Source organism: Metasolibacillus sp. FSL H7-0170 (assembly GCF_038593115.1).
Lineage (GTDB): Bacteria > Bacillota > Bacilli > Bacillales_A > Planococcaceae > Metasolibacillus > Metasolibacillus fluoroglycofenilyticus.
In genome coordinates, this window is record NZ_CP151964.1 from 2,537,884 (window position 1) to 2,564,874 (window position 26,991).

The 26,991-nt window shown below is 37.0% G+C and carries 26 protein-coding genes; 21 read left to right on the top strand and 5 right to left on the bottom strand.

The features are described 5' to 3' along the window. Positions 1–2: 2 nt before the first annotated feature. The 5 genes from MHH70_RS11780 to MHH70_RS11800 all read left to right on the top strand — a co-directional run bounded on the left by MHH70_RS11780 (position 3) and on the right by MHH70_RS11800 (position 4,364). Entirely contained in the window at positions 3–947 is a 945-nt protein-coding gene (locus MHH70_RS11780; RefSeq protein WP_066168653.1) for a shikimate dehydrogenase, read from the top strand. Positions 948–964: 17 nt separating this feature from the next. Further along, entirely contained in the window at positions 965–1,540 is a 576-nt protein-coding gene (locus MHH70_RS11785) for a glucose-6-phosphate isomerase (protein ID WP_342471568.1), read from the top strand. Positions 1,541–1,551: 11 nt separating this feature from the next. Beyond that, positions 1,552–2,199 carry a bifunctional 2-keto-4-hydroxyglutarate aldolase/2-keto-3-deoxy-6-phosphogluconate aldolase gene (locus tag MHH70_RS11790; RefSeq protein WP_342471569.1) on the top strand — a complete coding sequence of 216 codons (648 nt, stop codon included), beginning with the start codon at positions 1,552–1,554 and terminating at the stop codon, positions 2,197–2,199. Between the two features lie 273 nt (positions 2,200–2,472). Next, the gene (locus tag MHH70_RS11795) at positions 2,473–3,096 is read left to right on the top strand and encodes an HAD family hydrolase (protein WP_342471570.1); all 624 of its coding nucleotides are present in this window, start codon (positions 2,473–2,475) and stop codon (positions 3,094–3,096) included. Between the two features lie 491 nt (positions 3,097–3,587). Then, positions 3,588–4,364: a DeoR/GlpR family DNA-binding transcription regulator gene (locus MHH70_RS11800; RefSeq protein WP_342471571.1), complete on the top strand. Its 777-nt coding sequence runs from the start codon at positions 3,588–3,590 to the stop codon at positions 4,362–4,364. A gap of 304 nt (positions 4,365–4,668) precedes the next feature. Here MHH70_RS11800 and MHH70_RS11805 read toward each other — a convergent pair whose 3' ends face one another. Further along, positions 4,669–5,661: a tagatose 1,6-diphosphate aldolase gene (locus MHH70_RS11805; RefSeq protein WP_342471572.1), complete on the bottom strand. Its 993-nt coding sequence runs from the start codon at positions 5,659–5,661 to the stop codon at positions 4,669–4,671. A 212-nt stretch (positions 5,662–5,873) separates the two neighbouring features. On the opposite strand from MHH70_RS11805, the gene MHH70_RS11810 reads away from it, so the two are divergent. After that, entirely contained in the window at positions 5,874–6,605 is a 732-nt protein-coding gene (locus MHH70_RS11810; RefSeq protein WP_342471573.1) for a DeoR/GlpR family DNA-binding transcription regulator, read from the top strand. A 33-nt stretch (positions 6,606–6,638) separates the two neighbouring features. Next, positions 6,639–7,679 (top strand): galactitol-1-phosphate 5-dehydrogenase, encoded by a 1,041-nt coding sequence (locus MHH70_RS11815; protein ID WP_066168667.1) that lies wholly within the window; start codon positions 6,639–6,641, stop codon positions 7,677–7,679. A gap of 169 nt (positions 7,680–7,848) precedes the next feature. Here MHH70_RS11815 and MHH70_RS11820 read toward each other — a convergent pair whose 3' ends face one another. Then, positions 7,849–8,538: an HAD family hydrolase gene (locus MHH70_RS11820; RefSeq protein WP_342471574.1), complete on the bottom strand. Its 690-nt coding sequence runs from the start codon at positions 8,536–8,538 to the stop codon at positions 7,849–7,851. 189 nt (positions 8,539–8,727) lie between these two features. On the opposite strand from MHH70_RS11820, the gene MHH70_RS11825 reads away from it, so the two are divergent. Next, the gene (locus MHH70_RS11825; RefSeq protein WP_342471575.1) at positions 8,728–9,381 is read left to right on the top strand and encodes a peptidylprolyl isomerase; all 654 of its coding nucleotides are present in this window, start codon (positions 8,728–8,730) and stop codon (positions 9,379–9,381) included. Between the two features lie 78 nt (positions 9,382–9,459). Here MHH70_RS11825 and MHH70_RS11830 read toward each other — a convergent pair whose 3' ends face one another. Then, a complete protein-coding gene (locus MHH70_RS11830; protein WP_342471576.1) occupies positions 9,460–9,777 on the bottom strand; it encodes an antibiotic biosynthesis monooxygenase in 318 nt (105 codons plus the stop codon). Positions 9,778–10,072: 295 nt separating this feature from the next. Between MHH70_RS11830 and MHH70_RS11835 the strand changes: the two genes are divergently transcribed. Then, positions 10,073–10,987 (top strand): ferrochelatase, encoded by a 915-nt coding sequence (locus MHH70_RS11835; RefSeq protein WP_342471577.1) that lies wholly within the window; start codon positions 10,073–10,075, stop codon positions 10,985–10,987. A gap of 366 nt (positions 10,988–11,353) precedes the next feature. Here MHH70_RS11835 and MHH70_RS11840 read toward each other — a convergent pair whose 3' ends face one another. Then, positions 11,354–12,364, bottom strand: coding sequence for a putative sulfate exporter family transporter (locus MHH70_RS11840; protein ID WP_342471578.1), 1,011 nt, complete (start codon positions 12,362–12,364; stop codon positions 11,354–11,356). A gap of 318 nt (positions 12,365–12,682) precedes the next feature. Here MHH70_RS11840 and MHH70_RS11845 point away from each other — a divergent pair, with 318 nt between their 5' ends. The 9 genes from MHH70_RS11845 to MHH70_RS11885 all read left to right on the top strand — a co-directional run bounded on the left by MHH70_RS11845 (position 12,683) and on the right by MHH70_RS11885 (position 24,274). Then, a complete protein-coding gene (locus MHH70_RS11845) occupies positions 12,683–13,555 on the top strand; it encodes a LysR family transcriptional regulator (protein ID WP_066168677.1) in 873 nt (290 codons plus the stop codon). A gap of 117 nt (positions 13,556–13,672) precedes the next feature. Then, positions 13,673–14,134: a hypothetical protein gene (locus tag MHH70_RS11850; protein ID WP_342471579.1), complete on the top strand. Its 462-nt coding sequence runs from the start codon at positions 13,673–13,675 to the stop codon at positions 14,132–14,134. A gap of 23 nt (positions 14,135–14,157) precedes the next feature. Next, complete coding sequence (locus MHH70_RS11855) at positions 14,158–16,965, top strand: S-layer homology domain-containing protein (protein ID WP_342471580.1); 2,808 nt, start codon at positions 14,158–14,160, stop codon at positions 16,963–16,965. Between the two features lie 111 nt (positions 16,966–17,076). Continuing rightward, entirely contained in the window at positions 17,077–18,069 is a 993-nt protein-coding gene (locus MHH70_RS11860; RefSeq protein ID WP_342471581.1) for an MBL fold metallo-hydrolase, read from the top strand. Positions 18,070–18,072: 3 nt separating this feature from the next. Next, complete coding sequence (locus MHH70_RS11865; protein WP_342471582.1) at positions 18,073–18,852, top strand: helical backbone metal receptor; 780 nt, start codon at positions 18,073–18,075, stop codon at positions 18,850–18,852. Positions 18,853–18,900: 48 nt separating this feature from the next. Next, entirely contained in the window at positions 18,901–20,454 is a 1,554-nt protein-coding gene (locus MHH70_RS11870; RefSeq protein ID WP_342471583.1) for a diguanylate cyclase, read from the top strand. A 184-nt stretch (positions 20,455–20,638) separates the two neighbouring features. Then, the gene (locus tag MHH70_RS11875; RefSeq protein ID WP_342471584.1) at positions 20,639–22,123 is read left to right on the top strand and encodes a malate:quinone oxidoreductase; all 1,485 of its coding nucleotides are present in this window, start codon (positions 20,639–20,641) and stop codon (positions 22,121–22,123) included. A 529-nt stretch (positions 22,124–22,652) separates the two neighbouring features. Further along, positions 22,653–23,885, top strand: coding sequence for a GHKL domain-containing protein (locus tag MHH70_RS11880; protein ID WP_235616083.1), 1,233 nt, complete (start codon positions 22,653–22,655; stop codon positions 23,883–23,885). A gap of 170 nt (positions 23,886–24,055) precedes the next feature. Then, entirely contained in the window at positions 24,056–24,274 is a 219-nt protein-coding gene (locus MHH70_RS11885) for a DUF1540 domain-containing protein (protein ID WP_066168697.1), read from the top strand. A gap of 64 nt (positions 24,275–24,338) precedes the next feature. On the opposite strand, the gene guaC is transcribed toward MHH70_RS11885, so the two are convergent. Further along, entirely contained in the window at positions 24,339–25,322 is a 984-nt protein-coding gene (guaC, locus tag MHH70_RS11890) for a GMP reductase (protein WP_107943579.1), read from the bottom strand. A gap of 229 nt (positions 25,323–25,551) precedes the next feature. On the opposite strand from guaC, the gene MHH70_RS11895 reads away from it, so the two are divergent. From MHH70_RS11895 to MHH70_RS11905, 3 genes are all read left to right on the top strand, one after another. Beyond that, positions 25,552–25,740: a hypothetical protein gene (locus tag MHH70_RS11895; protein WP_107943512.1), complete on the top strand. Its 189-nt coding sequence runs from the start codon at positions 25,552–25,554 to the stop codon at positions 25,738–25,740. Positions 25,741–25,815: 75 nt separating this feature from the next. Then, positions 25,816–26,262 carry an SRPBCC family protein gene (locus tag MHH70_RS11900; RefSeq protein ID WP_342471585.1) on the top strand — a complete coding sequence of 149 codons (447 nt, stop codon included), beginning with the start codon at positions 25,816–25,818 and terminating at the stop codon, positions 26,260–26,262. Positions 26,263–26,388: 126 nt separating this feature from the next. Then, on the top strand, positions 26,389–26,991 hold the full coding sequence (locus MHH70_RS11905; RefSeq protein ID WP_342471586.1) for a class I SAM-dependent methyltransferase: 603 nt from the start codon (positions 26,389–26,391) through the stop codon (positions 26,989–26,991).

A 26,991-nucleotide genomic window follows, 5' to 3' on the forward strand; every position in this document is an offset into this window, starting at 1 on the left:
ACATGTTTAGCATACCGCAAGCGGCAACTGTGCCAACTATGTATTTTATAGGTGTCACAACAACGAAGTCTTCTATCATGAAGATTTTCCCAGAATGGGTGAAGGTTCTAGGATTTCCAGAAGCAAAATTAGTCGGAATTGACTTACCTATTCATGCAGCACAAGAGGACTACAGAGCAGTTGTCAAATTTATTAAAAATGACCCACTATCTTTAGGCGCTCTTGTTACAACACACAAAATTGATATTTATGCTGCGGCTAAAGATTTATTTGACGAACTAGATGAGTATGCTCAAATGTTTGGTGAATTATCATGTATATCTAAACGTAATGGAATGCTGGTAGGTCATGCGAAAGACCCGATTTCTAGTGGACTAGCATTACAGCGCTTTATTCCTGAAGGGTACTGGCAAAAGCATAATGGAGAAGTAATGCTATTGGGTGCTGGTGGTAGCGCTATAGCCATATCATCTTATTTATTGAATAAAGAAAAAGGAAATGAGATTCCGAAACGTATGATTATTACAGATTTAGATAATAAACGTTTGGAAGAAATTAAGCATATTTTACAAGATGTAAATAGTGCAGCAAATGTTGCGTATCACTTAACTACCTCACATGAGCAAACAGATGAATTATTATCTTCATTACCAGCAAATTCACTAGTCATTAATGCAACTGGATTAGGAAAAGACCGAAAAGGCTCACCGATTAGTGATAAAGCTAATTTTCCGCAAAACAGTTTTGTTTGGGAATTAAATTATAGGGGAGAGCTGGATTTCCTTCATCAGGCAGAGAACCAAAAACAAAGCAATCACCTTCATGTGGAGGACGGCTGGATTTATTTCATACATGGCTGGACACAAGTAATTGCTGAGGTTTTTGATATTCAATTGACAAATAAAATAATGAATGAAATAGAGCTTACCTCAAACGATTTAAGGTAAGAGATGGAGGGATTAATATGGCACAGCCAGTAAAAGCATTTACTACTGATTTTGATTTAAAAACAGGTTTATCTAAAAAAACACCTTCAACTAAGCGACAGTTATCAAGTATGAAGGGGATGTATGCTAATCAGGAGGCGTACAATCAGAAGCTGGAAAATGAAAATGACCCGTTAATTTATGAATTTTATGAGTTAGATATACCGCAAACAAGTGGGGATGTATTATTTGGTACAAGCATTGTATATCCAGGGAAAGTCGGAAATGAGTATCATATGACGAAAGGGCATTTCCATACAATTTTAGAAACTGGAGAAGTATATTATTGTTTAAGCGGGGAAGGAATTATGTTAATGGAAAACCCTGAGGGCGATTGGCAAATCGAAAAATTCAGCAAAGGTCAAGCGGTTTATGTGCCACCACGTTATGCACATCGAAGCATCAATACAGGTAATGAGCCACTAATTACTTTTTATGCATTTCGTGCAGATGCAGGTCATGATTATGGAACAATCGAGACAAAAGGATACCGCAAATTAGTCGTTGAAAAAGATGGGCAACCTGAGCTTATTGATAATCCTAAATGGAGTTAAGGGGAATCACTATGATTACAAAACACAATATATTAAAGCAGATTACAGATTCTGGACTTGTGGCAGTAGTACGCGCGGATAATATCGAACAAGCTAAAAAAATTACTGAAGCTGCCATAAATGGTGGCGTTGCTGCAATTGAGATTACATACACAATTCCAGGTGCAACAAAGGTAATTGAAGAGCTTGCTAGTACTTTTCAATCAGCTATTATTTTAGGAGCAGGAACGGTATTGGATGCTGAAACAGCCCGTATAGCAATTCTTGCAGGAGCAAAATATATCGTTAGTCCAAGCTTTAATATTGAAACAGCTAAGCTATGTAATAGATATCAAATCCCATATATGCCTGGAATAATGACGATTGAGGCAGCCGTCCAAGCAATGGAATACGGAGCTGATGTACTGAAGGTCTTTCCGGGTGAATTAATGGGGCCAAAAGTGATTAAAGCAATAAAAGGGCCTTTACCACATGCCAACTTAATGCCTACTGGTGGAGTCAATGTTAATAATGTAGGTGAATGGATTCGTGCAGGTGCAGTAGCTGTTGGGGCAGGTGGAAGTCTAATTGGAAATCCAGAGGTTGATGGATATAATAAGATTACCGAGACAGCAAAGGTATTTATACAAGAAATCCAGCAAGCACGAAGTAATAAATAGACTATTTCAATATAAAAGTTATATTATTAAGCTAAAACGGGGCTATCCAACAAGCCGTGCATAGCCGGCATTTTGGACAGTAGCGATGATGTTTCGTAAAATGTTGATTCCTATAAACAGAAAACGCCTCTTTTAAAAATGTGATGAACATGGGCTTTAGCAGCGTTATCCTTCAGTAAAAGGGAAGCGATGAAAACATTTATTTCAATGCTGTGTCAAAATAAAATGGACTTTTCGGAACAACTCCATTTTATATAAAGTAGGAGGTTACACATGAATATAGATAGCATTATTTTTGATTTAGATGGGACACTATGGGATTCAAGGAGAACAGTGGCGCAATCATGGACAAAGGCAATCCAAGAATCCTCCTTTGGAAGAGGAGAGGTGACAGAAGAAGATTTATCGAAGACAATGGGGCTACAAATTAAAGAAATTGCTGCAATGCTATTTGATTACCTAGAGGAAGAAAAGCAGATGGAGCTTATTTTGGCATGCTGTGAGCAAGAGAAAATTGATTTGTTGCGTAGCGGGGGGATTTTATATCCGCAACTCGAGGAAACTTTGGAAACCCTTTCGAAGAAATATCGCTTATTTATTGTGAGTAATTGTCAAGAGGGCTATATTGAAACGTTTTATGAATATCATAAGCTAGAAAAATATTTTATAGACCTCGAAAATCCGGGGCGAACAGGCTTATCAAAGGGAGAAAACATTCAATTAATTATGGAAAGAAATAATATAAAAAATGCCGTGTATGTAGGAGATACACAGGGAGATATGGTCGCTTCGGAGTTTGCAAAAATTCCTTTTGTTTTTGCATCATATGGCTTTGGAAAGCCAGAGCAATTTGATTATATTATTGAAAAGCCAGCAGACTTATTAAAAATATTTTAACTTCTTTTAGCGAGTGTCCAGACACTCGCTGATAAAGAGGAACTCAGTCTAAAACAAGTGCATTCTAAGATAACAACTGAGTGACCAACATCGTGTTGGCCTAAAGCCTCCGGCGGATATCATAGATGAGGCATGCATGATGCAGGTCAGTAAACCGTGGTCACTGGATGGGGCGGTTTTTAGGCTAACTTCCCCCAAACAGCTTGAAAAAAATCTGGCGTAGTTGATAATGAAATTTGGGCTATTCAAAAAGGAAATCCTTTTGAGTAGTCCAATTTTTTTGCGTAGGCACTGTGTGAGCTTGAATAAGTTAATTAAGAGCTGACTGAGGTATAATACATAGATAATGAGTGTTCGTGCAAGGAGATTTCAACATCAAACTTATTTGTTGTAAAATAAGCTTAACGTCCAATCTGAATGTAGAAAGCCCTTACTGATTGAAAATTAGTCTTATTATATAGTTGAACATTATTAAAAGAGGAGGTAGAGAGATGCTCCCCCAAGATAGACATAGAGAAATTATGAAACAACTGTATGAGTTCCAAACCGTTAAAATTTCAAGCCTCAGTAAAACACTAAATGTAACGAGAGAAACAATTCGTAAAGATTTATATGAGATGGAAGAAATGGGGCTTGTGCGCAAAGTGCATGGCGGAGCTATTTTAAATAAAGCTAATTTGGAAACGAATTATGCTGACCGTAAAAGTGCGAATGAAGCGGAAAAAAGGGCGATTGCAAAACGAGCTGCCCAGTTTGTAGAGGATGGGGATACGTTATACGTGGATTATGGCACAACAGCTTTACTATTTATTCGCGAAATTTTAAATAAGCGCAATTTAACTATTGTTACAAACTCCTTGCCAATTGCGAATGAAGCGATTGATTTTTCGGATTTCGAGGTTATTATAATTGGCGGTCAGGTGAGAAAAAATGAAAAGTCTTTATTTGGTCCTTTAGCATACCGTGGCATTGAAAAAATATTTGTGGATAAAGGCTTTTTTGGTGTGAGTGGAGTCGATATTCAGGCTGGTTTTACTAATATCCACATGGGTGAATCTGAGGTATCCAGATTAATGATGGGGCATAGTAAGAAAAATATTATTATGGCTGATTCGTCAAAATTTAATATTGTATCCATGAATCAAATTGCGTCAATTGAACAAGTAGATATTTTAGTGACAGACAAGAGCGCCGACATGGATTTATTAAAGCAAATAAAAGAAAAGAATGTGGAAATTATTATCGAAACAATTGAACAAGACAATTAATTGGAATGAAATGAATGGTTTTATGAAAGCTAGGGGCTATCTGAAAAGTGTCGTCCAGTGATTATTGACACCACTTTTCAGACTGCTATTGTCATTTAGAGAAGACATGTATTTTTTGAAAGGCTGAAATAAAGCCTTTTTCACGCGGGGGAGCGTTTATCCCGCATTAACGGGCAGTGGGTTCCCTACTTCAAAATTTGAATGAAAATCTGCTTAAGAAGTAAGTAGGAGAGCAACTGCCCGTAAAAGCCCGATTGGTTCAACTAACAATCAGTGGAGGATGCTTACTGATTGAAGTTTCACTTTAGCGATTAAAGCTGCTCCAAGGTGTTGCTGTCGCAGTCACAGCTTCTTTTACTTTATTTAAGTTTTCAATACCTTGCGTTTGAAGCCAGTTGTAGTAAGCCTCTTTACCTTCTTTGGCGAACGTTTCAATGCCATCCTTCCAAGTAGCACGTCCACATAAAATACCACAGAATTCAGCACCCGCCTTTTTGGCAAAATGTAGCGTTTCGATAAATTGTTCATTTGTCACTCCACCACTTAAGTAGATAAATGGTAAGCGGCTTTTGTCAGAGCAATTTTTATAGTGTTGTGCTGCTTCCTCTTGAGAAAATACTGCCTGATAATTTGAGTACTGGCTATAGCCCTCAATATTATAAATAGAAACAGGTACTTCCACCTTTAGTAAATCAATACCATACTCCTCTTTCGAGAATTCAGTCATGAAATATTCAATGATTTCTGGTTTAATTTTAGCGAATTCAGGGCTTTTTTCAGAAAGACCTGCTGCGCTATAGGAAACTGGTTCTAAAATAAATAATAAATCATTTTGTTTACATTCATCGCCGACACGTTTAATGAATGCTTTTTTAATGCGGTTATATTGTTCTTCCTCATTATGGTCATAGTACACTAATAATTTTAGCGCACTTGCTCCTTCTTTTACCAAATCCTGTACAGCATAATCATCAACCAAATTTGGTAAGCGTCCCTTTTCAGTTGCATCATAGCCTGTTTTTTCATAAGCCATAATTAAGCCGATGTCTGCATCTAATTTTTTGGCAGCACTCCAACCATACTCGGGGTCTAATAAAAGAGAGGATGAATGATTGCCAAGCACTTCGCTAACTCCTTCTTTAAACTTAGTTAATCCTTCCTCATAAGAAAGTGAGCCATTATAGGATTGAATCATTTTGCCAAGTGACCCCCGTTGGTCCATCGCCGTAGCTAAAATAATATTATTTTTATCTGAAATTAGCTGTAAACCTTGCTTTTTCCCTTTTGTTAAAATCATAACTGAATCCTCCTTAAGTAATTTGTTGTTTTTATCTAAAAAATGCTGGCCAAATATTAAAATATAGTATTTATACTTTCATAATAAGCTGATATGCAAAAAAAAGCAAAGGAAATTAGTTGTATTACAAATAAATATTTTGCATTATTTTGCTTTTTGCTTTATATTCAAAGTAAATAGGAAATAAATAATGAGTATATGGGGATGAGTCAATGCTTCCACAAAATCGCCAAAATGAAATTATGGAGCATCTGCAAAAAGGGCGAATAGTAAAAATCGCTGATATGAGTAAGCTTTTAAAAGTATCACGTGAGACAGTTCGAAAGGATTTATATGAACTACAGGCTAAGGGGCTAGTCCAAAAAATTCATGGTGGAGCAATTATTAATGAAGGAAGCAGCGCTATAAATTATGCTCACTATAAAATAGAGAATGAAGCTGAAAAACGTAAAATTGCCAAGAGAGCAGCTAGATTTGTCGAGGATGGTGACATAATTTTTATTGACCACGGGATAACAAGTTTATTTTTAGCACAAGAAATTTTAAATAAAGAAAGATTAACAGTTATCACAAATTCTTTATTGGTTGTCAATCAGTTAGCAGATTATACAACATTTGATATTGTTTTAATTGGTGGCAGGCTGCGAAAAAATGAAAAATCCTTAGATGGTGCTATAGCCTATAAAAATATAGAAAAAATATATGTTGATAAAGGCTTTTTTAATGGCGATACGATAGAGCAGGATTTTCTACAAGCTATGATAAATCATTGTCAGATTAAATTATTAATGGTCGATTCATCACTTTTTAAGATAATTTCAAGTACGAGCATGGTACCTATTAATAAAATAAATATATTAATTACAGATATAAATATAGACAAAGAAATATTAAGGAAAATGAAAGATAAAAATATATTAATTGCTGTTTCTACGGAAAAGTAAACATATTTAATTGCATATGAGAGGAAGAATAAAATGAAAGCACTAGTGTTAGAAAGTAAAGCAACCTTCGGATTAAATGATATTGAAAAACCAACAATAGCCAATAAGCAGGTTTTGGTGAAAGTTGCATATGTAGGAGTTTGCGGCTCAGATTTGGCGAGATTTTTTGAAGGAAAGGTACACAATTATCCAATTGTTCTTGGGCACGAATTTTCCGGTGTCGTGGAGCAGGTAGGTGATGAGGTAACGGCTATAAAAGTGGGAAACCGAGTAGCTGTTGCACCATTAGTTCCTTGTGGTAATTGTGACAATTGCGAACAAGGGAAATTTGCATTATGTGAGCACTATAGCTTTATCGGTTCAAGGCAGCAAGGGGCTATGGCAGAGTATGTAGCTGTTGACGAGAGAAATATTTTAGTTTTGCCAGAAGAAGTGAGTACACAGGAGGCGGCATTGATTGAGCCCTTAACAGTAGCTATCCATGGAATTGAAAGAATCCAATTTAATGCGGGTGCTAATGTAGTAGTTTTTGGTGCTGGGACAATTGGTATTATGACATTGTTAGCTTTGAAAGCAAGAGGGGCAGGCGATGTTACTGTCATAGATATTAATGATGATAAGTTAAAGATTGCTAAGGAGCTTGGTGCATCGTATGTAATCAATTCCTTAAAAGTAGACTTGATTAATTATTTTACAACACACGAAAAGCCAAAGGTTGTGATTGAGACGGCTGGGGTTCCTCAAACACAGGTACAAAGTGTTGAGATAGTTGCGAAGTTAGGGAAAATTGTCTACGTTGGAACGGCTGTAAAAGAAGTAACATTTCCACCGCATGTATTTGAAAAGATTCTTAGAGGAGAAGTAGAAATTACAGGCTCTTGGATGTCTTACACTGCACCATTTCCGGGGTTTGAATGGAAGGCAGCTCTCCAATATTTAAGAGACGGTATGATTGATGTGAAGCCTCTTATTAATGAAATTTATAGATTGGAAGACAAGGATTTACCGTTTGTAAAAATGAAAGACCCTAAAAATCATGCTATTAAATATTTATATCAGGTTAGTGAATCATAATAATTAATTATGTCTCGCCGGGAGACCTGTCGCCTTGCTTTAGATACAAAAAGAATCTAGTTTGCAGCTAAGCGTCGCAAAAAATGTTACTAAAAGAAGTTAAATAAGCGCATTCAAATATAATTGTCTCAATTTTACTAGAGGGCAATTAAATTCGAATGTGCTTTTGTTATTCATTTTCATTGAGGTGTTTAAGTAGTGCAGCGGGGGAAGTAATTATTTGGTCGGCTAGATACGGTACATTTGGCTGTTTTTTATTACGATGATTAAACCAAACTGCTTGCCAACCTACTTGCTTAGCCCCAATAATATCATTTTCATAGGAATCACCAATATACACTGTCCGTTGCTTTTGTAGGCATAGCTTTTGCTCTACAAACTGAAAGGCAAGAGGTGATGGCTTTACATGACCAATGCCACCAGAAATGAAAATGTTGTTTTCGGGTATCCATCTAGTTAGTTGTAGCTGCTGGACTTTTTTCATTTGATGTTCAAATGGACCATTTGTTAATACAGCTAGCTGTTTATTTTTTTGTAATAGTTTTTCGAGAAGGAGGTGAATTTCAGGAAATAAAATAATTTTTTGTTGCTCATCTTCATACGTTTTTTGAAATTGGATAGCGATATCTTTTGAGATAGAAATTCCAAAATCCCGACAGGCACTAGTTATTCGATATATTTGTTGCTCGTGCTGCGACATTGGGCTATTGAATACTTTATCGCTATATTTTCTACTTGCTATATAAAGTTGCTCAATTGGGAAAGAGTGCAAGTGGTTAAAATATTTATTGAATGCTTTTTGGAAAGGTTGAAGTTGGTCATATAAGGTATCGTCTACATCAAATATAATTGTTTCCATTTATTACGCTTCATTCCTTTAGCTAAATTGATATTAAAGAATAATTGTTCATCTTGCTCCAGCAATATTTCGAGTAAAAGTTTAGATAAGTATGACTAGGGTAAAACTGTTTGATGATACGTTATTATAGCATGTTTTTTTGTTTAATTTTATAATAGTAAAAGAGTAATTCATAGGAGTTGAAACAAATTGACACGTTATAAAGGGTTGTATATTGTCGCTGCACTTTTTGCTCTAACTTTAGTGTTAGTAGGCTGTGGTGCAAAGAAAGTGGAGGATGATACAGTGACAGAGGAAACAGGCGATTATGCAGCGGAGGTTAAGGAAAATCCGATTGTAACGATTACGATGAGCAATGATGAAAAAATCGTTATCGAATTAGAGCCTTCTGTAGCACCAAATACAGTGGCAAACTTTATTTCTTTAGTAGAACAGGGCTTTTATGATGGGCTGATTTTCCATCGAGTGATTCCGGGCTTTATGGTTCAGGGGGGTGACCCGCTAGGCAATGGAACGGGTGGTCCTGACTATGGAATCGAAGGTGAGTTTTTAGCAAACGGATTTGAAAATGATTTGAAGCATGAGCGTGGCGTTATTTCAATGGCGCGTGCAGGTGACCCTAATTCAGCGGGTTCACAATTTTTCATTATGGTAGAGGATGCACCGCATCTTGATGGACAATATGCTGCTTTTGGAAAAGTAATTGAAGGCATTGAAGTAGCGGATGCTATTGTTAATGTAGAGCGTAATAGCGCGGATAAACCGCTAGAGGATCAACAAATGAAAAAGGTAGAAGTTGATACAAAAGGTTTTCAGTATCCAGCACCACAAGTAATTCAATAGACAAGCATGAAGAGCTGAGGCTGCGGGGAAGTAGATTTTCCCGACAGCTTCAGCTCTTATGCTTTATATGCGATGAAATTAAATAGATAATGTAGCGACGATTTCAGCAATTACGATTTGGTTTGAAATTATTGGTGATTCCCCATTGCTTTGAGCATCCCTCGCATGCAGTTTTTTAAAGGAATCGGAGGCTCTCCAAGTTTGGAAATTTTCTAAGGCTTGCCAATACATCATGACGTTCATTTCATCATGCTCGCGGTTTTGTGTACAAACGCTTACTTCAACTTTATGAAAGCCTTCAAAATCTAATAACTCCTTCTCGGAGGTAAATGCAGGAGCAATTTTATGCCCCATTCCTTTTTTAACTAAAAAGCGATTTGATACAGTATACATCATATAGCCTCCCAACTTATTTGAGAATGATAATCAATTAATAGTAAAGCATATTTATAGTAATAATACAATCTCGATTTTTCTCTTATGTCCTTAGCTTCTAAGTATTAAGAGGAATACTTCTATAAAATATTGGGTTCGAAGTTCTAATTGACAATGATTATCAATAAATATAGAATGATAGTCGTAAAGCTATAAAGTCTATATGAATTCTAAAAAACTTTATTTTAGTCTGGAAATTGGTGTGCTAGCCTATTTTCTAGACAAGCTAAAACTACTGCTATAAGGAGCTGTTTTCATGATTGCTGTAATTTATTATGCGTATGGTGCACCGAAATCAATTGATGATGTTCAAACATATTTCAGTAATATTTTAAAGGGGAAGCCCATACCAGCACAGATGCTTGGTGGTATTGAAGAGGCTTTTAAAAAATCAGGGTTGCCAGATTTTATTCGTTCCTCAACAGAACGTATCGCAAAAGCGCTGCAAACGACTTTAAATAATAGGTCAGAGGAAGAGGTACGTTTATACAATGCTTATAAGCATACGGCTCCGTTTGTGGAAGATGTATATAATGAGGCGGTACAAGCTGGTGCAGAGACAATCGTTACACTGTCAGTTAATCCAATTTTATCTGTTAGTGGTGGAGGGGCAGTGCATACGGAAGTGGCAGAGCTTGTAAAAGGAAGCGATATTCGTCATATAGCGATTGATAATTGGCACTTAGATGAAGGGATTGTTAACGTTTATGCAGAGCGTGTTCGACGTGCCTTTGATTGGCTACCTATTGAAGCACAGAAATCAGCTTATGTACTTTTTACTGCGCATAGTCAACCATTAGTTCCTGAGCGCAGTGAGCCTTACGCTAAACAATTCGAGGAGCTTTCAGCCGCGATTGCTAAAAAGGCTAATATTGAGCGATTCCAGTCTGTTTATCGTTCTGGTAAATCTGAAGGCTGGCTGTCCCCAAATGTGAAGGATGCGATGAAAAATTTACACGCTGCCGGGGCACAAGGCTTTGTTACATGTGAGTTATTAAGCGTTAGTGCCGATGTAGAATCATTTAGTGAAATCAATTCTGAATGTAGAGAGTTAGCTAAGGAGCTAGATGTCAGCTTTGCTACTTCAGAGTTTTTAGGTGATAGCTTCGATACAATATTGGCTTTAACTGCATTAATTGAAAAGCGTATTCAAGCAGTTGTTACAAATTAAATATTTACAACGAGGGGCTGTCCAAAAAGCCGTGCATAGCCGGCATTTTGGACAGTAGCGATGATGTTTCGCAAAATGTTGATTCATTTAAACAGAAAACGCTTCTTTTAAAAATGGGATGAACATTGGTTTTATCAGTGTTATCCCTCAAGTAAAAGGGAGGCGATGAAAACATTTATTTCAATGCGATGTCAAAACAAAATGGACTTTTCGGACAACTCCCTTGCTTCTACATTAAATATTTGCTAAAACTGCTTGTACCTATCGCTTCGCTTTCAGCACACAAAACATTTGCTCCTGCGGTTACTCTCAGCATAAGTGTCAAAAGTCCCCTTAACTAATCTGGTTCCCCTAATTTATAGCTAATTACACAATGAAATACGTAATGATAGATAGAAAAAGTGAGGTAATCAGCATAGCTAAAAGCGGTCGCAAAGCCTTTGTTCGAAGGTCTTTCAAATTAATATTTAAGCCTAGTCCAATCATAGCCATGGTCAAAATAAAAGAAGTGAAAAATGATATTCCATCCATGACACTTGCAGGGACTATAATGACACGATTAAGTATATAGCTTCCGAATAAGCTCATTATAATAAATCCTATAAGAAACCATGGAAATTCAATTTTTGTATTAGAATCAGCTTCTGTTTTTCTTTTGTGCTTCATCCAATAGATAAGTATAAAGCTTAATGGAACAAGTAGGAAGACACGGCCTAGTTTGGCTAGTAAAGCTATTGCAAGAGCATCCGAGCCCGCAGGTGTACCAGCTAGGGCAACATGTGCAATTTCATGTAAGCTAATCCCCGACCAAATACCATATTGTATATCCGTTAAAGGTATTAAAGGTCTTATAATAGTATAAGTAACGGCAAAAATCGTTCCTACAAGTGCAATGATACCAGCACCAATTGCGGTATCTTCATCTTTCGCTTTCAAAATAGGTGAAACAGCAGCAATAGCGGCTGCACCACATACCCCAGTTCCTATTCCAAGGAGTAAAGATAATGAGGTATCTGCTTTTAATAATTTAGCCAAAAACATGGTAAGAACTATTGAAAAAACTATAGTACCGACATCTTTAACAAGCAGACCTAATCCCTGATGAAAAACAATATCCATATTAAGCTTTAATCCAAAAAGAATAATTGCAAGCCTTAATAGCTTTTTAGAGGAAAATTGAATTCCTTCACGTAGTTTTTCAGGATATCCCCATATTTGACGAAAAATAATAGCAATGATAATGGCACATGCAAGCTGTCCTACATGATTCAGAACAGGTAATTTTGAAAGTCCGAAGCTAACCAATGCAATAATAAAAGTAAAACCAATTCCCGCAAGCCAATTTCTCGATGCAAATGATTTATGTGAATCTGTCATATAAAAATCTCCTTTAGTTAACATTTTGTTTTAATCATATGCCTCTAAAAATAATAAGTAAAATCAATTATAATAATGATAATGATAAGTAATAGGTTATCATTAGTGGATTGTTAAACCGCTTAAGGCTTACTATAAATGATTGAGAAAGAGGAACTCAGTCTAAGAACATCGCATGCTAAGATAGTGACTGAGTGACTATGTCAGACTTGCGGCGAATGTCACAGAATGTGACGCTCTTAGGTTAACTTTCAACTAGTTCGCTCAAAAAAATCTAGAAGAAAGTTAGCCGAGGCGTATTTGATAGGAGTGAGAAAGTTGGACCAAGCATTACGTGTTTTTATTACAGTTGTAGAGCAACGAAATTTTACTCGTGCTGCTGAAATACTTCATATGACACAGCCAGCAGTTAGCAGTTATATCCAAAACTTAGAGCGCATAATGGGAACAAAATTATTAGAAAGAACTAATAAGTTTGTTAGGCTTAATAAAGCTGGAGAAATTGTTTACCATCATGCGAAGGATATTTTAGGTCTTTACACGCGAATGGAAAATTTATTAGATGATTTGAAGCATACTGCAAGAGGCACTTTATCTATTGGCTCTAGCTATACTTATGGGGAATATATTCTACCTTATAAGATTGCTACTTTATTGGAGATGTATCCACAAATAAATCCAAATATTATGATAAAAAATTCCCATGAAATTATTGAATTACTCCTACAAAACCAAATTGATGTGGGAATTATAGAAGGGGAAATAAATAATGAAAAAATTAAAATAACCCCCTTTGCATCTGATTATTTATCAATAATTGCAGCATCTGACCATCCTTTATTGGATTTATATAACATAACTCCTTTCGATTTGAGCCATGAGACTTGGCTTGTTCGCGAGGAGGGGTCAGGAACACGGGATATGCAAGAAAAGGGGTTTAAGCAGCTAGGCTTTTATCCTGAAAGACTGATGACTTTTAGTAGTACACAGGTTATAAAGGAATCGATTGAAGCAGGTTTAGGAATTTCTTTACTTTCTCATTCAACTATAAAAAAAGAATTAGAATTAAATAAATTGCAGCTAATGAATATAAAAGGGTTTCCAATTACGAGGAATTTTTCACTTGCAACGACAATTGCAGAATTCCACACAAAAGCAACAGAGGTTTTTATTGAGTTATTAATTAAGTAACTTGATTTTTTATATTAATATACAGAAAAAATTTTAATTTTTTAACCTAGATTTAACCTTTACATGTTATGGTTTGAAGCAAAGGAGTTAGACAAATTAAATGAGGAGGTAAGAAAAGTGAAGAAAACGTTAATTGGTAGTGCGTTGGCTTTTGGTTTATTGATAGGTAGCGGAGGGGTCTCAGCTAATGGAACAATTCCGCCATTAAATATTCAAGGGATGGATATTGAAACGGCTTTAATGATGGTTCAATCTCAGCGAACGAGCTTATTAGATGAACAATTAAAAAGTCAAATCGAGAATGTGCAGCAAAGGAATGAGGATATTGCTGTATTGAATGAACAAATAGCGCTATTAAATCAAGAGGCGGCTACGGCGAATTCAACTAGACAAGCAGAATTAGCGCAACAAATTAATGAATTAAAAGCTCAAATTTCTACACTAGGCAATTCACAGCAAATGGATATGCTACGTCTGCAAAGTTTAAATAATAAGCGTAATGAGGCATTTGATGTGATGACAGATTTTGTGAAGAAAATGCAGGATAGTCGCTCGTCGATTATTAACAATATGCGCTAATGAAGCGAACAGGAGGGGCAGAGATGGAGAAAAATCAATTATTTATTTTAGCGACAGCGGGGGTTGTCACAGCGAGCGCTGTTGCAGGGGGTGGGCTAGCAGCACAAGCCGCTGAAGTCCCATTTTCAGATGTGCAGGAGAAAAACAGTCATTACGAAGCGATTATAAATTTGGCCGAGCGCGGCATTATTCATGGCTATCCCGATGGCACATTTAAACCGAATGAAGCGGTGACATATGCACAGGCTGCGAAAATGATTGCAGGCGTTATTGGCATGGAAGGAACAGGCGAGGAGCTTCTACAATTATCGGGTATTTTGGACAATCCAGCCCATATTAATCAACCTATCACACGTTATAAGATGGCTGCGATTATTGCACAAACATTGCAGTTACCTACTTCAGAGAGTGTAGCCATGCCATTTATAGATGTGGAGGTAGCTCATCAACAAGCAGTAGCTGCGTTATTTGCCAATCATATTACAAAGGGGACATCTACTACTACTTTTAGCGGTAATCAATTTGTGACACGTGGTCAATTAGCAACATTTATCGTTAGAGCAGAGCGTGCAAGCGAGCATGCACGCTCTGTTAATCAGGTTACGGGGGCTACTATTACCGTACAAAATATTGAAAATGGAGAGCTGGTAACAGATGCGCAGAAATGGTCCATTGGCACAAATGCACAGCCCATTTTAAACGTTAAAAATGCGGCTGCTTTAGCTGGGGCAAAGCTAGATGTCATTATTGTAAACGGAGAAATTACTGAAGTGTTGGCAATCGACCTAAATGCATCGGGAGAGTCCAACGCCCATGTAGTATTGGATGGTGGCAATGCCTCTGTTGGTTATATTGTAGTCAATGCTGATTTTATTGAATTAAAAAACATAACAATCGAGGCAGACCTTCGTGTTGCGGGGCAAACTTCCTATATCGCGTTAGACGGAGTAAATGTCTATGGAGAAATGTTTTTACAGGAGAATGAGACACCTAAAGTAGCATCGCTAACTAAGGTAGCCACTAATTTCTTTGTAACGGTAACGGAAATTAACGGCAGCTTCATCAACGCTATTTTTGTGGGATCAGGGGCGGTGATTAATTCTAATGATTCACTACCATATATCAATTTCATTAGCCCATCATTAGAAATAAATGTCCCTCATGTTGGTATGGTTGATATGAATCCCAACATGTATCCAAATCAGGTTTTGGATGGTTCAGCTGTAATTGATTTATTGTCAATGAATCCAGATTTAATGGGGGCGATTCTGGATAATTTGAATAAAATTCGAGCAGAGAATGAGCAATTTTTAGAAAACCTAAGGTCTTCAATGGAGAATAGCGACATGCTCAACGAGCTAGGAGCGAATATTGACATGTCCAACCAGCTAGATGCGCTAATAGCTTCAATTATGAGAACTGCACAGCAACAATTACCTGAAGAACGAATAAGAGAAATTGTCGAACAGCTTGCCCCTAATTTATCACAACAAGATAAAGAAAAAATGCAAGGAGTAGCTGATTCCTATGTTAGAGATGAGTTGCAAAAGTTAAGGCTAGAAGAATTGAAAAAGCAGCAAGAGGCGAGACTGCAGGAGCTAGAAAATAAAAAGAAACAACTAGAAGAGGAGAACCGCAGGAGGGCAGAAGAATTGCGTGCTAGATTACAAGGTAAATTAAAAATAGACAATGTTCTTCTACCTGAGGCAGCAAATGCTGGACTTGTACTTGGAGAGGGAGTAGAGGTAGGAAATATTACAACAGACCTTCCATTAGATCAATTGCGCCAACGAATCGAAAACCGAGGGCAAATCCGCACAATTACACAGGCCAATGGCCAACAATTACCGTTCACTCCAGCAGTCGTAGATAATAGCTCGAGCGGTAGCAATACTGGTGGAGGCAGCTCTGGCAGCGGAAATACAAATCCGCCACTTGTAATAACGAGCCTTGAAGCAATGATTGGCAATGCGCTTGAACAGCTAGCTGAGGTGAAAAATGGCACGATACCTATATCGGAAAATGGTTATGATATTTCTTACGACCAGGCATGGATACCTCAAAGGGCAGTAAATACACTAGAAATGGCGATTACAGAGGCACAAACTATGGTGACAGATGCCAAGCGCTCACCAATTGCTAATCAACGGGTTGCATCCTTAACAAATATGAATCTTTTAGTAGCTGTGACTCAAACAGACATTAATAATATGGTAGAAAAGCTTGAAAAACTAGGAAATATTCAGCATATTGCTAGTGGTTTGCAGGAGCTTGTGGCAATCCAGCAAGCATTAGACGGGGAAGAGTTAATGATTTATTTGGATGGAGAAGAACCAAGTGTTGGCATAGTGTACGAAGCTATTTGGTCCATTCTATATGATAAGTTTGAGGAAGAGCAATTAGCAACTATATTCGGGTTACTAGAGGAAATGCGAAATGCTATTCAAATAACTGGTGATACAGTAACATTTATATTAAATGAAGCGATTTCTTATACCGACCCTGTAACACAGCAAACAACAGAGCTTGTACCAGCAATAATTGCGCAGTTAACAATTAAACAAGAGGTAAACTCACCAACAACTATCATAATTAATGCAATAGGGGCTGGGAAAGATGATTTGGAGCTAGTCCTTACTTGTGCAGAAAGTGTTCCAGTAGAGCTAGTAGACAAAATGGTAGAAGTTACGTTTGATACTACAACAATTGGTGGTGCAATCAGTGGGATAGATGGGAATCAAATTTTTATCACACTAAATGCCCCATCTGAGGGATATCCGAGAGCGATTACACTTGCAGACTATGAATTTATTTTACAACCTATATATTAGAAAAATGTGCGAACGCATCGCTCATTAGATAGCCTGTTAATATAGGATAAAATGGCTTAGACATGTTAGAATCATTCTAACATGTCTTTTCAATAGGTAAGGGGTATTCATATGGAACCAATTATTCAAGCTGGCAATAAAAAAGTGTATCCGATTATTTATAAGCCATCCCAAAATTCGCGTGATAGTATCAACTGCTTTTTAGTAGAGGATGCCTATAGTTTGACGTTAATTGATGCGGGGATAGAACATCCTGTTTATAAGCAGTTTTTCAAGGAGCAGCTTGCGGCATATGGCTTTCAACTACAGGATATTTCACAAATTTTATTAACACACCATCATAATGACCATACCGGGATGGTTAATGATATTGTCGCATGTAAAGAAATCCCTGTTTATGCAAGCGATAAAGCGGTTCCGCGATTGCGTTTCGAGCCCGATTTTTTGCATTATAAAATTGTTTTTTTCGAGCGGTTGTATAGAGCGTACGATGTGTTACATATGCCAGCGGCTATGCAACGTATGGCGAAGTTAAAGGCAACTTATGAGCAGCGCGAGCAATTGAAAGTGCAGGCAGAGATACTTCCGTTGCATCAATCGCAAATGCTAGGTGATTTTCGCATTCATTATTTCCCGGGACATTCGCCTGATTCAATTGCTTTTTATGATGAGAGTACAAAATGGCTATTTGCTGGGGATATTATGTTTGCTAACAGTATACCGAATGCGCTAGTAGATTTTGATGAAGAAGGGGCAATGCTCCCAACTGTGCAGCAACAGCGAGAATCCTTTTATGCTTTGCAAAACTTTGAGCTAGCGCATGTGTTTGCAGGTCATCAGCCGAGCTTTACAAATGCAAAACAAGTAATCGAGCAGAGCTTGCGGCGAATGGAGCTGAAATGGCTACGTATCGAGCAGGCAATGCAGCAAGGGGAACGAACAGGTCAACAATTAGCACAGGCGGTGTACGGCACGAAGCTTGAGAAAGCATTTATTTTTGTACTATCGGATATTATTGGTTATACGCATTATGGCGAAATGCAAAAGAAGATGACCATTCATAAAGAAAAGGAAGTTTGGCTATTTAATAATGAGAGGAGATAAAATATGCGAACAATAACAGACCATATTGGGCGACAGGTGACATGTTCTACCCAACCACAGCGCATTATTTCCATTTGCCCTGCCATTACCGAAACATTATTTGCTATAGGCGCAGAAGAGCTACTAATCGGGCGTACGAAGTATTGCATTTTTCCGAAAGGACAGGTAGAGAAATTAACGGCTGTCGGTGGTACGAAGCAGGTTGATATCAACTTGATAAAGCAGCTAAAGCCGGATTTAATACTTGCAGAGAAAGAGGAAAATACAGCGGAAATTGTGACACAGCTTGAGCAAATTGCCCCAGTGTTTGTAGCGGAGGTGCAAGCGATTGAGGATGGTTATCGTCTTATAGAAACGCTCGGTATGTTAACAAATAAAAATAATAAGGCGACGAAGCTTGTACAGGCAAGCAAAGCGGGCTTTGCCTCTTTACCTCAGCAAAGTCGAGGGCTAGCGGGCTATGTTATTTGGCGCAAACCGTACATGGTAGTTGGCGATACGACGTATATTCATGATGTTTTAGCGCGCCTTGGCTTTGAAAATCCGTTTGCGCAGCTAGACGGACGTTATCCAATTGTATCGCAAGAGCAATTTAAAGCAACACAGTTAGATGTATTATTTCTTGCATCAGAGCCATTTCCTTATAGTGAGAAGCATATTGCTGAATTTCAGGAATTTTTACCTCATACGAAAATTGTACTTGTGGATGGCGAAATGTTTTGGTATGGCGCAAAAATGGTAGAAGCCTCAAGCTATTTAACTGCGCTTGTGAAGCAGCTATAAATATTAGTACATATAAGAAAATCAAAACATAAAACGAGGTAGGTCATAGTGCATTCACAAATAACAACAATTGTCACAATATTCATTACAGCAGGTGTGCTAAATCTTTATTTGAGCTTGCATGTATTAATTAAGCGCCATCATTATACTAAAATTATTTATCTATTTATGGCTTATACCGCATTAATAGCTGTTTATTGCTTTGCGGCAGGATTTGGTTTATTAGCTACATCTATAGAAGAAGTGAAGGTTTGGACTGTTTTTCAATATTTAGGTATAGCAGTAACACCACCATTAGGATTGCTTCTTATCATGCAATATTTGGGGTTTCGCGTAACGAAAAAGGTTTTTATTGGCTTGCTGATTGTTCCTATCATTACATTGTTAATGGTAGCAACGAATGACTATCATCATCTGCACTACAAAATGTTTGAGTTTGATGCTATTTTAGGTAAACCCTACATTTACCAAGAAATTGGGCTATGGTATTCCATTCATGGAGCATTTATTTTTGCTAGCATGCTAGTTGCTTTTTTTCTATTGCTTTTCCATTGGAAAGAAACAGATAAAGTTTATCGTCCACAATTAATCGCATTAATGGGAAGTCAGTTTCTCCCTATGACAATGGCTTTTATCTACTCCCTAGGTTTAACGCCTGACGGTTTTGATCCTGTGCCAGCAGTACTAGTAATCTCATCTTTATTATTTTTATGGGCAATCCGTTCATCAAGTCTGTTTCGTAATATGCCGGTAGCTAAAGATAGGATTTTTAACAGCATTAATGACGGTGTTGTTGTATTAGACGACCATCATCGTTTGATTGAGTTTAATCAAGCATGTAGTCAAATGTTTCCGCAGTTAAAAAGATCCATGCTCGGAATGAGCTTTCAGGATGTATGGGATTCATTATTAAAAACACCTATGCCTTATACACTTGACACGTTAGCCACAATGCAGGAAGTTTCGCTACCAGAAACAGGACGTACCTATCAAGTGCGTTTATCTGCCTTACAGCAGCCGAATTATCAAAATGGCTTAGTGATTATTTTCAATGATATTACAGAGCTAAAGGATTTACAGCTCAAGCTAGAGCAATTAGCTTATTATGATGAATTGACGCAAATCTATAATCGTCGAGCTTTTTTTGAGAAGTGTATGCAACTATATACGGTGGCAAAGGAGCAAAATGCCCCTTTTACAGTGATGTTAATGGATGTGGACTACTTTAAAAAGGTAAATGATACATATGGTCATGCAATTGGTGACCAAGTGTTGGCACATGTTGCACAAGTCTGTAAATCGCAGTTAAAGGACAAGGAATTGTTTGCACGTTATGGCGGGGAAGAATTTGTCCTTGCATTGCCAAATTATTCAGTAGTAGAGGCGGAGCAATTAGGAAATCAAATACGCCAAGCTATAGAGAATACACCATTAGTTAAAGATGACATCGTAGTAGCTACGACAATTAGCGGCGGTTTAGCTGAAGCAGCAAAGGAAATAGAAGAAACTTTATATCAATTATTGAATGCGGCAGATAAAGCATTATATAGGGCCAAGCACAATGGACGAAACTGTATATATGGGGGGCCTGACAGGAAATAAGCGGTTTCATTATTTGCTTTAATAATGAAGGACTAGGCTCGAAAAGTAATGATAACTCTCGTATTGCTAGTATATATTTTAATAATGGCGGAATTGTGATACACTGCTATAAGGTAATAAATGATATAGGAAAATAGGGCGTCTATTTTTCTACAAATCTTAATATATAATGAGGAAGGTAAAAATGAGTAACAGACATACACAATCAGATGTTATCTTAATTGGTGCCGGAATAATGAGTGCTACTTTGGGGGCAATCCTTAAAGAATTAGCGCCAGATTGGAAAATTACAGTGTTTGAGCAGCTTGATAAAGCGGGTGAGGAAAGCTCTCACGAATTAAATAATGCAGGGACAGGACATGCTGCATTATGTGAGCTGAACTATACTTCTGAAAAATCTGACGGCTCAATTGACATCAGCAAAGCAATTAATGTAAACGAGCAATTCCAAGTTTCAATGCAGTTTTGGTCATACTTAGTGCAAAATAAACTAATCGACAACCCGCAAGATTTTATTATGCCGCTACCTCATATGAGTATGGTGCAAGGTGCAGATAATGTAGTGTTTTTGAAAAAACGTTTTGAAACAATGATTCAAAATCCACTATTTAAAGGTATGGAGTTTTCAGATAATCCAGAAACGCTAAAACAGTGGATTCCACTTATTATGAACGACCGCAAGTCTAATGAGCCAATTGCCGCTACTAAAATTGATACAGGTACGGATGTGAACTTTGGTGCTTTAACACGTATGCTCGTTAAAAACTTAGAAAACCAAGGTGTAGAAGTAAACTTTAAACATAGTGTACACAGCATAAACCGTATGAAAAATGGATTATGGGAAGTAAAAGTCCATGATAAAGACGGCTGCAGAATGGAATACCATAAGGCGAAATTCGTCTTCCTCGGCGCAGGTGGTGGAAGCTTAGAGCTATTGCAAAAAACAGGTATTCCTGAAGGGAAGCATATCGGTGGTTTCCCAATCAGTGGATTATTTTTACAATGTAAAAATGAAGAAATTATTAACCAACATCATGCAAAAGTATATGGGAAGGCAGCGGTTGGCGCACCACCAATGTCAGTTCCACATTTAGATACACGCTATATTGATGGAAAAAAATCCCTGTTATTTGGGCCGTTCGCAGGCTTCTCACCGAAGTTCTTAAAAACAGGCTCAAATATGGATTTAGTAGCATCGATTAAGCCGCATAATATTTTAACATTGCTTGCTTGTGGCGCGAAAGAAATGTCTTTAACAAAATATTTAATTCAACAGCTATTATTATCAAAAGAACAACGCATGGACGAGCTACGTGATTTTGTTCCTAATGCAAAATCAGAGGATTGGGAAGTAATTGTCGCAGGTCAACGTGTACAAGTAATTAAAGACACAGAGGCAGGCGGAAAAGGCACGCTACAATTTGGTACGGAAGTTGTTAGCGCGGCTGACGGCTCAATTGCAGCATTATTAGGTGCTTCACCAGGTGCTTCAACAGCCGTTCCAGTTATGCTTGAAGTAATCAAGCGCTGCTTCCCACAAGAGCTGAAAAAATGGGAGCCAAAAATTAAAGAAATGATTCCATCATTCGGTCAAAAATTAATGGACAACCCAGCACTTTTAGAAGAAATTCACGCTTCAACAGCAGAGGTATTACAATTCAACAAATAATTAAAAACGGGGACGTCTGAAAAGCGTGCAAAGCACTTCTTTTCAGGCGTTTCTTTTGTGTTCTATTAAAATAAATAAGTAGAAATTACATATTCGTTGTATCAATAATGAGTTAGTCTTTTCGACGGCTCCATTTTTCATGGGTAAAATTAACCTACTAATTGACAGATAAGATTAAGGTAAAAAATTTTTTAGGTCTAAACATGAAATAAATCAGAGAAAAAACAGTTGTCTAATGGGAATTTGTGCAAGGAATTTATGGTACAATTGTAGTAGTATGTATAAAGTAAGCCTTCATCCTTACAGATTGTTGATTTTATATTCTGGGGAAATACTTACATAACCAATAACTGTATGAATCGGAAGTTATATCCTTACAGCCAGTTAATATTGAATAAATAGAATCATAAAGAAAATAATTATAGAGGACTTATAATGTTGTATGAAAAATAAAAATATAAAAGTTATAATGGCTCTTTCGATAATGCTACTCCTTCTTTTCACTACAGCAAATGTGGTGATTTCCTATATGAAGATGAAGAATACTGTAGAAGAGTCCATTATTAGTCAAAGCCTTTCAATTGGTGAATCAATTGCTCGGTCGATTGATATGAAAACATATAAAAGATTTTTAGGAAATCCAGAAAAAAATAATTACTATTGGGCCATTAGAAGTTATTTAAGCGATGCTAAAGATAAAACGGGTGCGTTATATATGTATACAATGGAAATTAATAATCCAAGTATCGCAAGAGCAATGGTTGTTGGTCAGCCTGTTAACGAAGAGCAATCTGATGATTATCCAATAGGGGAAATTTGCTTAATACCTAAAAAATTCGTAAGGGAGGCATTTTTCCAAGGAACGCCGTTTGTAACGGATTTTGTGGAAGACTCAAAATACGGCACGTATTTAACTGTAGGTGTCCCAATTAAAGATGAGGCTGAGCAAGTAATCGGTTATTTAGGAATTGATTTAAGTGCAAGTTCCTTAGATAACATTAAAAAGGATATTTTAGAAAATAACATTTTACTGTTTATTTTTAATGGTGCTTTAATTATTATTACTATCACTTCATTCTTTTTAATTCAACGCTGGTATCAAAAGGAGCTAGCGAAGGAAGTTGATGAAACAGAAGATACATATCAAACAGAGATTAAATCATTAATTACATCTGTTTCTTCTTTAAGACATGATTTTACGAACCATATTCAAGTGTTATATGGCTTTTTACAATTAAGAGAAGCAGAGCAAGCAAGGCAGTATGTTGAGGCTTTAAGCAAGGAAGTGCAAACACTGGAATCGATTAAATTAGATATTAATCACCCAGGTCTTGCTATCTTGTTACAAACGAAGAAGCTAGCTGCACAAAATAATCAAATTGATATGAGTTTTACAGTTGCGCAAAGCTCCTTTGATTATATAAAAACGATAGATTTAATTAAGATTTTATCAAATCTTATTGATAATGCGATTGATGCAACGATTGTATTACCAGAAGAACAGCGAAAAATTGTTGTAGATTGCACAGTCGATTTTAAAAAGTACATTTTCCAAATAACAAATACAGGGCCTAAAATTTCGCCAAATGCGCCAATTTTTGAGCAAGGATACTCTACAAAACGAGAAGAAAAAGATAAAGTGCATGGACAAGGGTTATTTATCGTTAAAAGCATTGTTGAAAAATATGATGGACAAATTTCACTTTATTCTAAAAATGATTCAGAAACAGTTGCGTATGTGGAGATTCCATTGAAATTTTAGTGTAACTAGAGCGGTTTGAAAAACTTGTTTTAGTCTTTCCAAACAACTTTGGATATAGTATGTACTTTCTTTTTTAGATTATGAAAGCTCCTCCCAATGGGCATAATACTTTATAAGAAATAGAGATAGTTTGCTCTATTTTCTGCTAAATATGACGGAGGAGGAGAACAATGCCACAAGTAGAAGTGAACTGTACAGTGGTGAATTGTATTTTTCATGCCAAAGGTGATCTTTGCGGCGCAGAGCGGATTCAAGTGGATATGGATGAGCGTATAAGCAAAAAAAGTAATATGGAGTTTGCGCGCGATTTTGATTTGCATGCTAACCCAGAAAAGGCTCGCTATTCCTTTGAAACGTGCTGTAATACATTTAGACCTAAGGATGTATAGGTGTAAGGAAACGTCCCCAAAGTAGTGCCACAGCACTGCTTTGGGGACGTCCATTTTGTTTATTTTAATATACTTTATCCCCATTAAAGATAGAGTTTTTCACGATGACATAGTCAACAGTTCGAATGGCATCAAGCTTTGTGCCGCCAGCATATGAAATGGATGATTGTAAGTCTTGCTCCATTTCAATTAATGTCTCCTTTAATGGCCCCTTGTGGTCGACGTACATTTTTTTCCCTTCGACATTTTTCTTTTCACCTTTTTGGAATTCAGAGGCTGAACCAAAATATTCTTTGACTAGTTTGCCATCGATTTCAATTGTTTCACCTGGTGATTCCTCATGACCTGCGAATAATGAACCAATCATAACCATCGTAGCACCAAAGCGTACAGATTTTGCGATATCGCCGTGTGTGCGAATGCCGCCATCTGCAATAATTGGTTTTGTTGCAGCCTTTGCACACCAGCGTAAAGCTGCTAATTGCCAGCCGCCTGTACCGAAGCCCGTTTTAATTTTTGTAATACAAACTTTACCCGGTCCAATCCCTACTTTTGTCGCATCAGCACCAGCATTTTCAAGCTCTCGTACAGCTTCAGGAGTTCCTACGTTTCCTGCGATAACGAAGCTGTTTGGTAAGTGCTTTTTCAGATGCTGAATCATGCGAATAACAGCATTAGAATGACCGTGTGCGATATCAATTGTAATAAATTCAGGCACTAGGTTGTCAGCCGCTAATTGCTCAACAAAAGCGTATTCTTCTTCTTTTACACCAACACTAATTGAAGCAATCAAGCCACGGGCGTGCATATCTTTAATAAAATTAACGCGTGTTTCAGGATTGAAGCGATGCATAATGTAAAAATAGCCCTGTTCAGCTAACATTAAAGCAATTTTTTCATCAATGATTGTTTGCATATTAGCAGGTACTACTGGTAATCGAAATTTATGTCCGCCAAGTGTAACAGACGTATCACATTGTGAACGGCTGTCTACAATACATTTATTAGGAATTAATTGAATGTCTTCATAATCAAATACGTTATCCATCATATAAACACCTCTAAAAACGAATATTTTTTTTATTATGAGCGAAAATGTTCGCCATTTGGTAATTTACCCGATTTTAGAACAAATGTCAAAGGAAACGTAATGAAAAGATAAAATTATGGGGCTAATTTCACCTTTTATTGTTAAAAAACACGCTATTTGCTACTATATGAAGTATATTTGTTTTAACTTGATTCAGTAGAAATCCCCCACTTCTATAAGTGGAGGGATGAATGCAAAAAAATATTTTAAATCAGAGGGAGACTCAAGTTCCCTGCTGATTCAAGTTAAGCCTCTGGCGGATGTCACAGATTTTGAAGGGGAGTTTTTAAACGAGCTCGAAAAAATTTGGACGCAATTATGCGAAGGCGTAATTGACTTCAGCAAATATTTGGTTACTTGTGTCAATTCTGAATGAAGTGTATAGCTAATGTCTTCAATACGGAAAAACAAGTAGCAGGGGTGTAATTAATTGTTTAGGGGGGATTTAGAAATGGCAACAAGTGTTCATCAAGAAACAATTCAAATTACGAAAGAGGCATTATGGCAATTTATTCAAGATAAAGAGAGCTGGGCAGTATTAATTCCGGGTTATCTACATCATGAATTTCCTACTGCACAGCAAATGATTTGGGTATTTCAAGGGGATTTTGGCATTATACAGAAGGCTGTAAAATTACAATTAGACGAAACAGCAAGCGTAGCTGGGGAGAAATTAGCTTTTAACTTAGTCGGCTTATCTGACAATATTAATGGTAGTGGCTATTTTGAAATAGCTCCAGCTGCTGACGGTAATTATTCATTAACTGGGAGCCTAACGATGACTGCTGGTGGCTTTTTGGCCGCGATGATTAATCCTGTATTAGAAGGCTTTGTACCAAAGACGGTGGAAACACTCGTACAATCAATGGCACGAGAAGTGAGTAAGGTAAGTAATTAATTTGCTATGTACACAGTGAGGGCTAGTTGGAAAGCTATGCGGTGAGACTTTCATCAAAATTTGAAAAAATTTATAAATTTTTCATTAGCTATTATGATGCATGTTTGATGAAAGGAGGCAAATGCGATGAAAGAGCATGATTTTGAAAAGTTATTACGAATAAATACTGCTGGCTTTCAATATGGTTTTCCAAAGCTGGCGCATTACCATCGATATGAGCCTACGCCATATACAGGACTTGAGCAGCTTTTTGAGGATTATACATTGCCCGACAATGCTACTTTTGTTGATATTGGCTGTGGCAAGGGACGTGTTCCCATTTATATTCATTATCGCTTCCATATTCCTGTTGTTGGTATTGAGATGGATGAGAAATTTTTTATTGAAGCACAACAAAATAGAGAAGCATATTTAGAAAAGGCGCAGAAAAAGCATGTACCTATTACATTTTTTCGTATGATAGCAGAGCGATATATTGTGAAAAAAGAGGATAATGTATTTTTCTTTTTCAATCCATTTTCTATTGATATTTTCCGTAAAGTAGTAGCGAACATACTATACTCATTTGAATATAGCCCAAGAAATATTCATATTATTCTATACTATCCTGCAATTGATTACTTGTTTTACCTTGAACAAGAAACGCCTTTTACACTACGGAAAGAAGTGCGTTTAAAAGGGGAGTCAAATGTTAATGAACGTATATGTGTTTATACGCTATTATTTTAA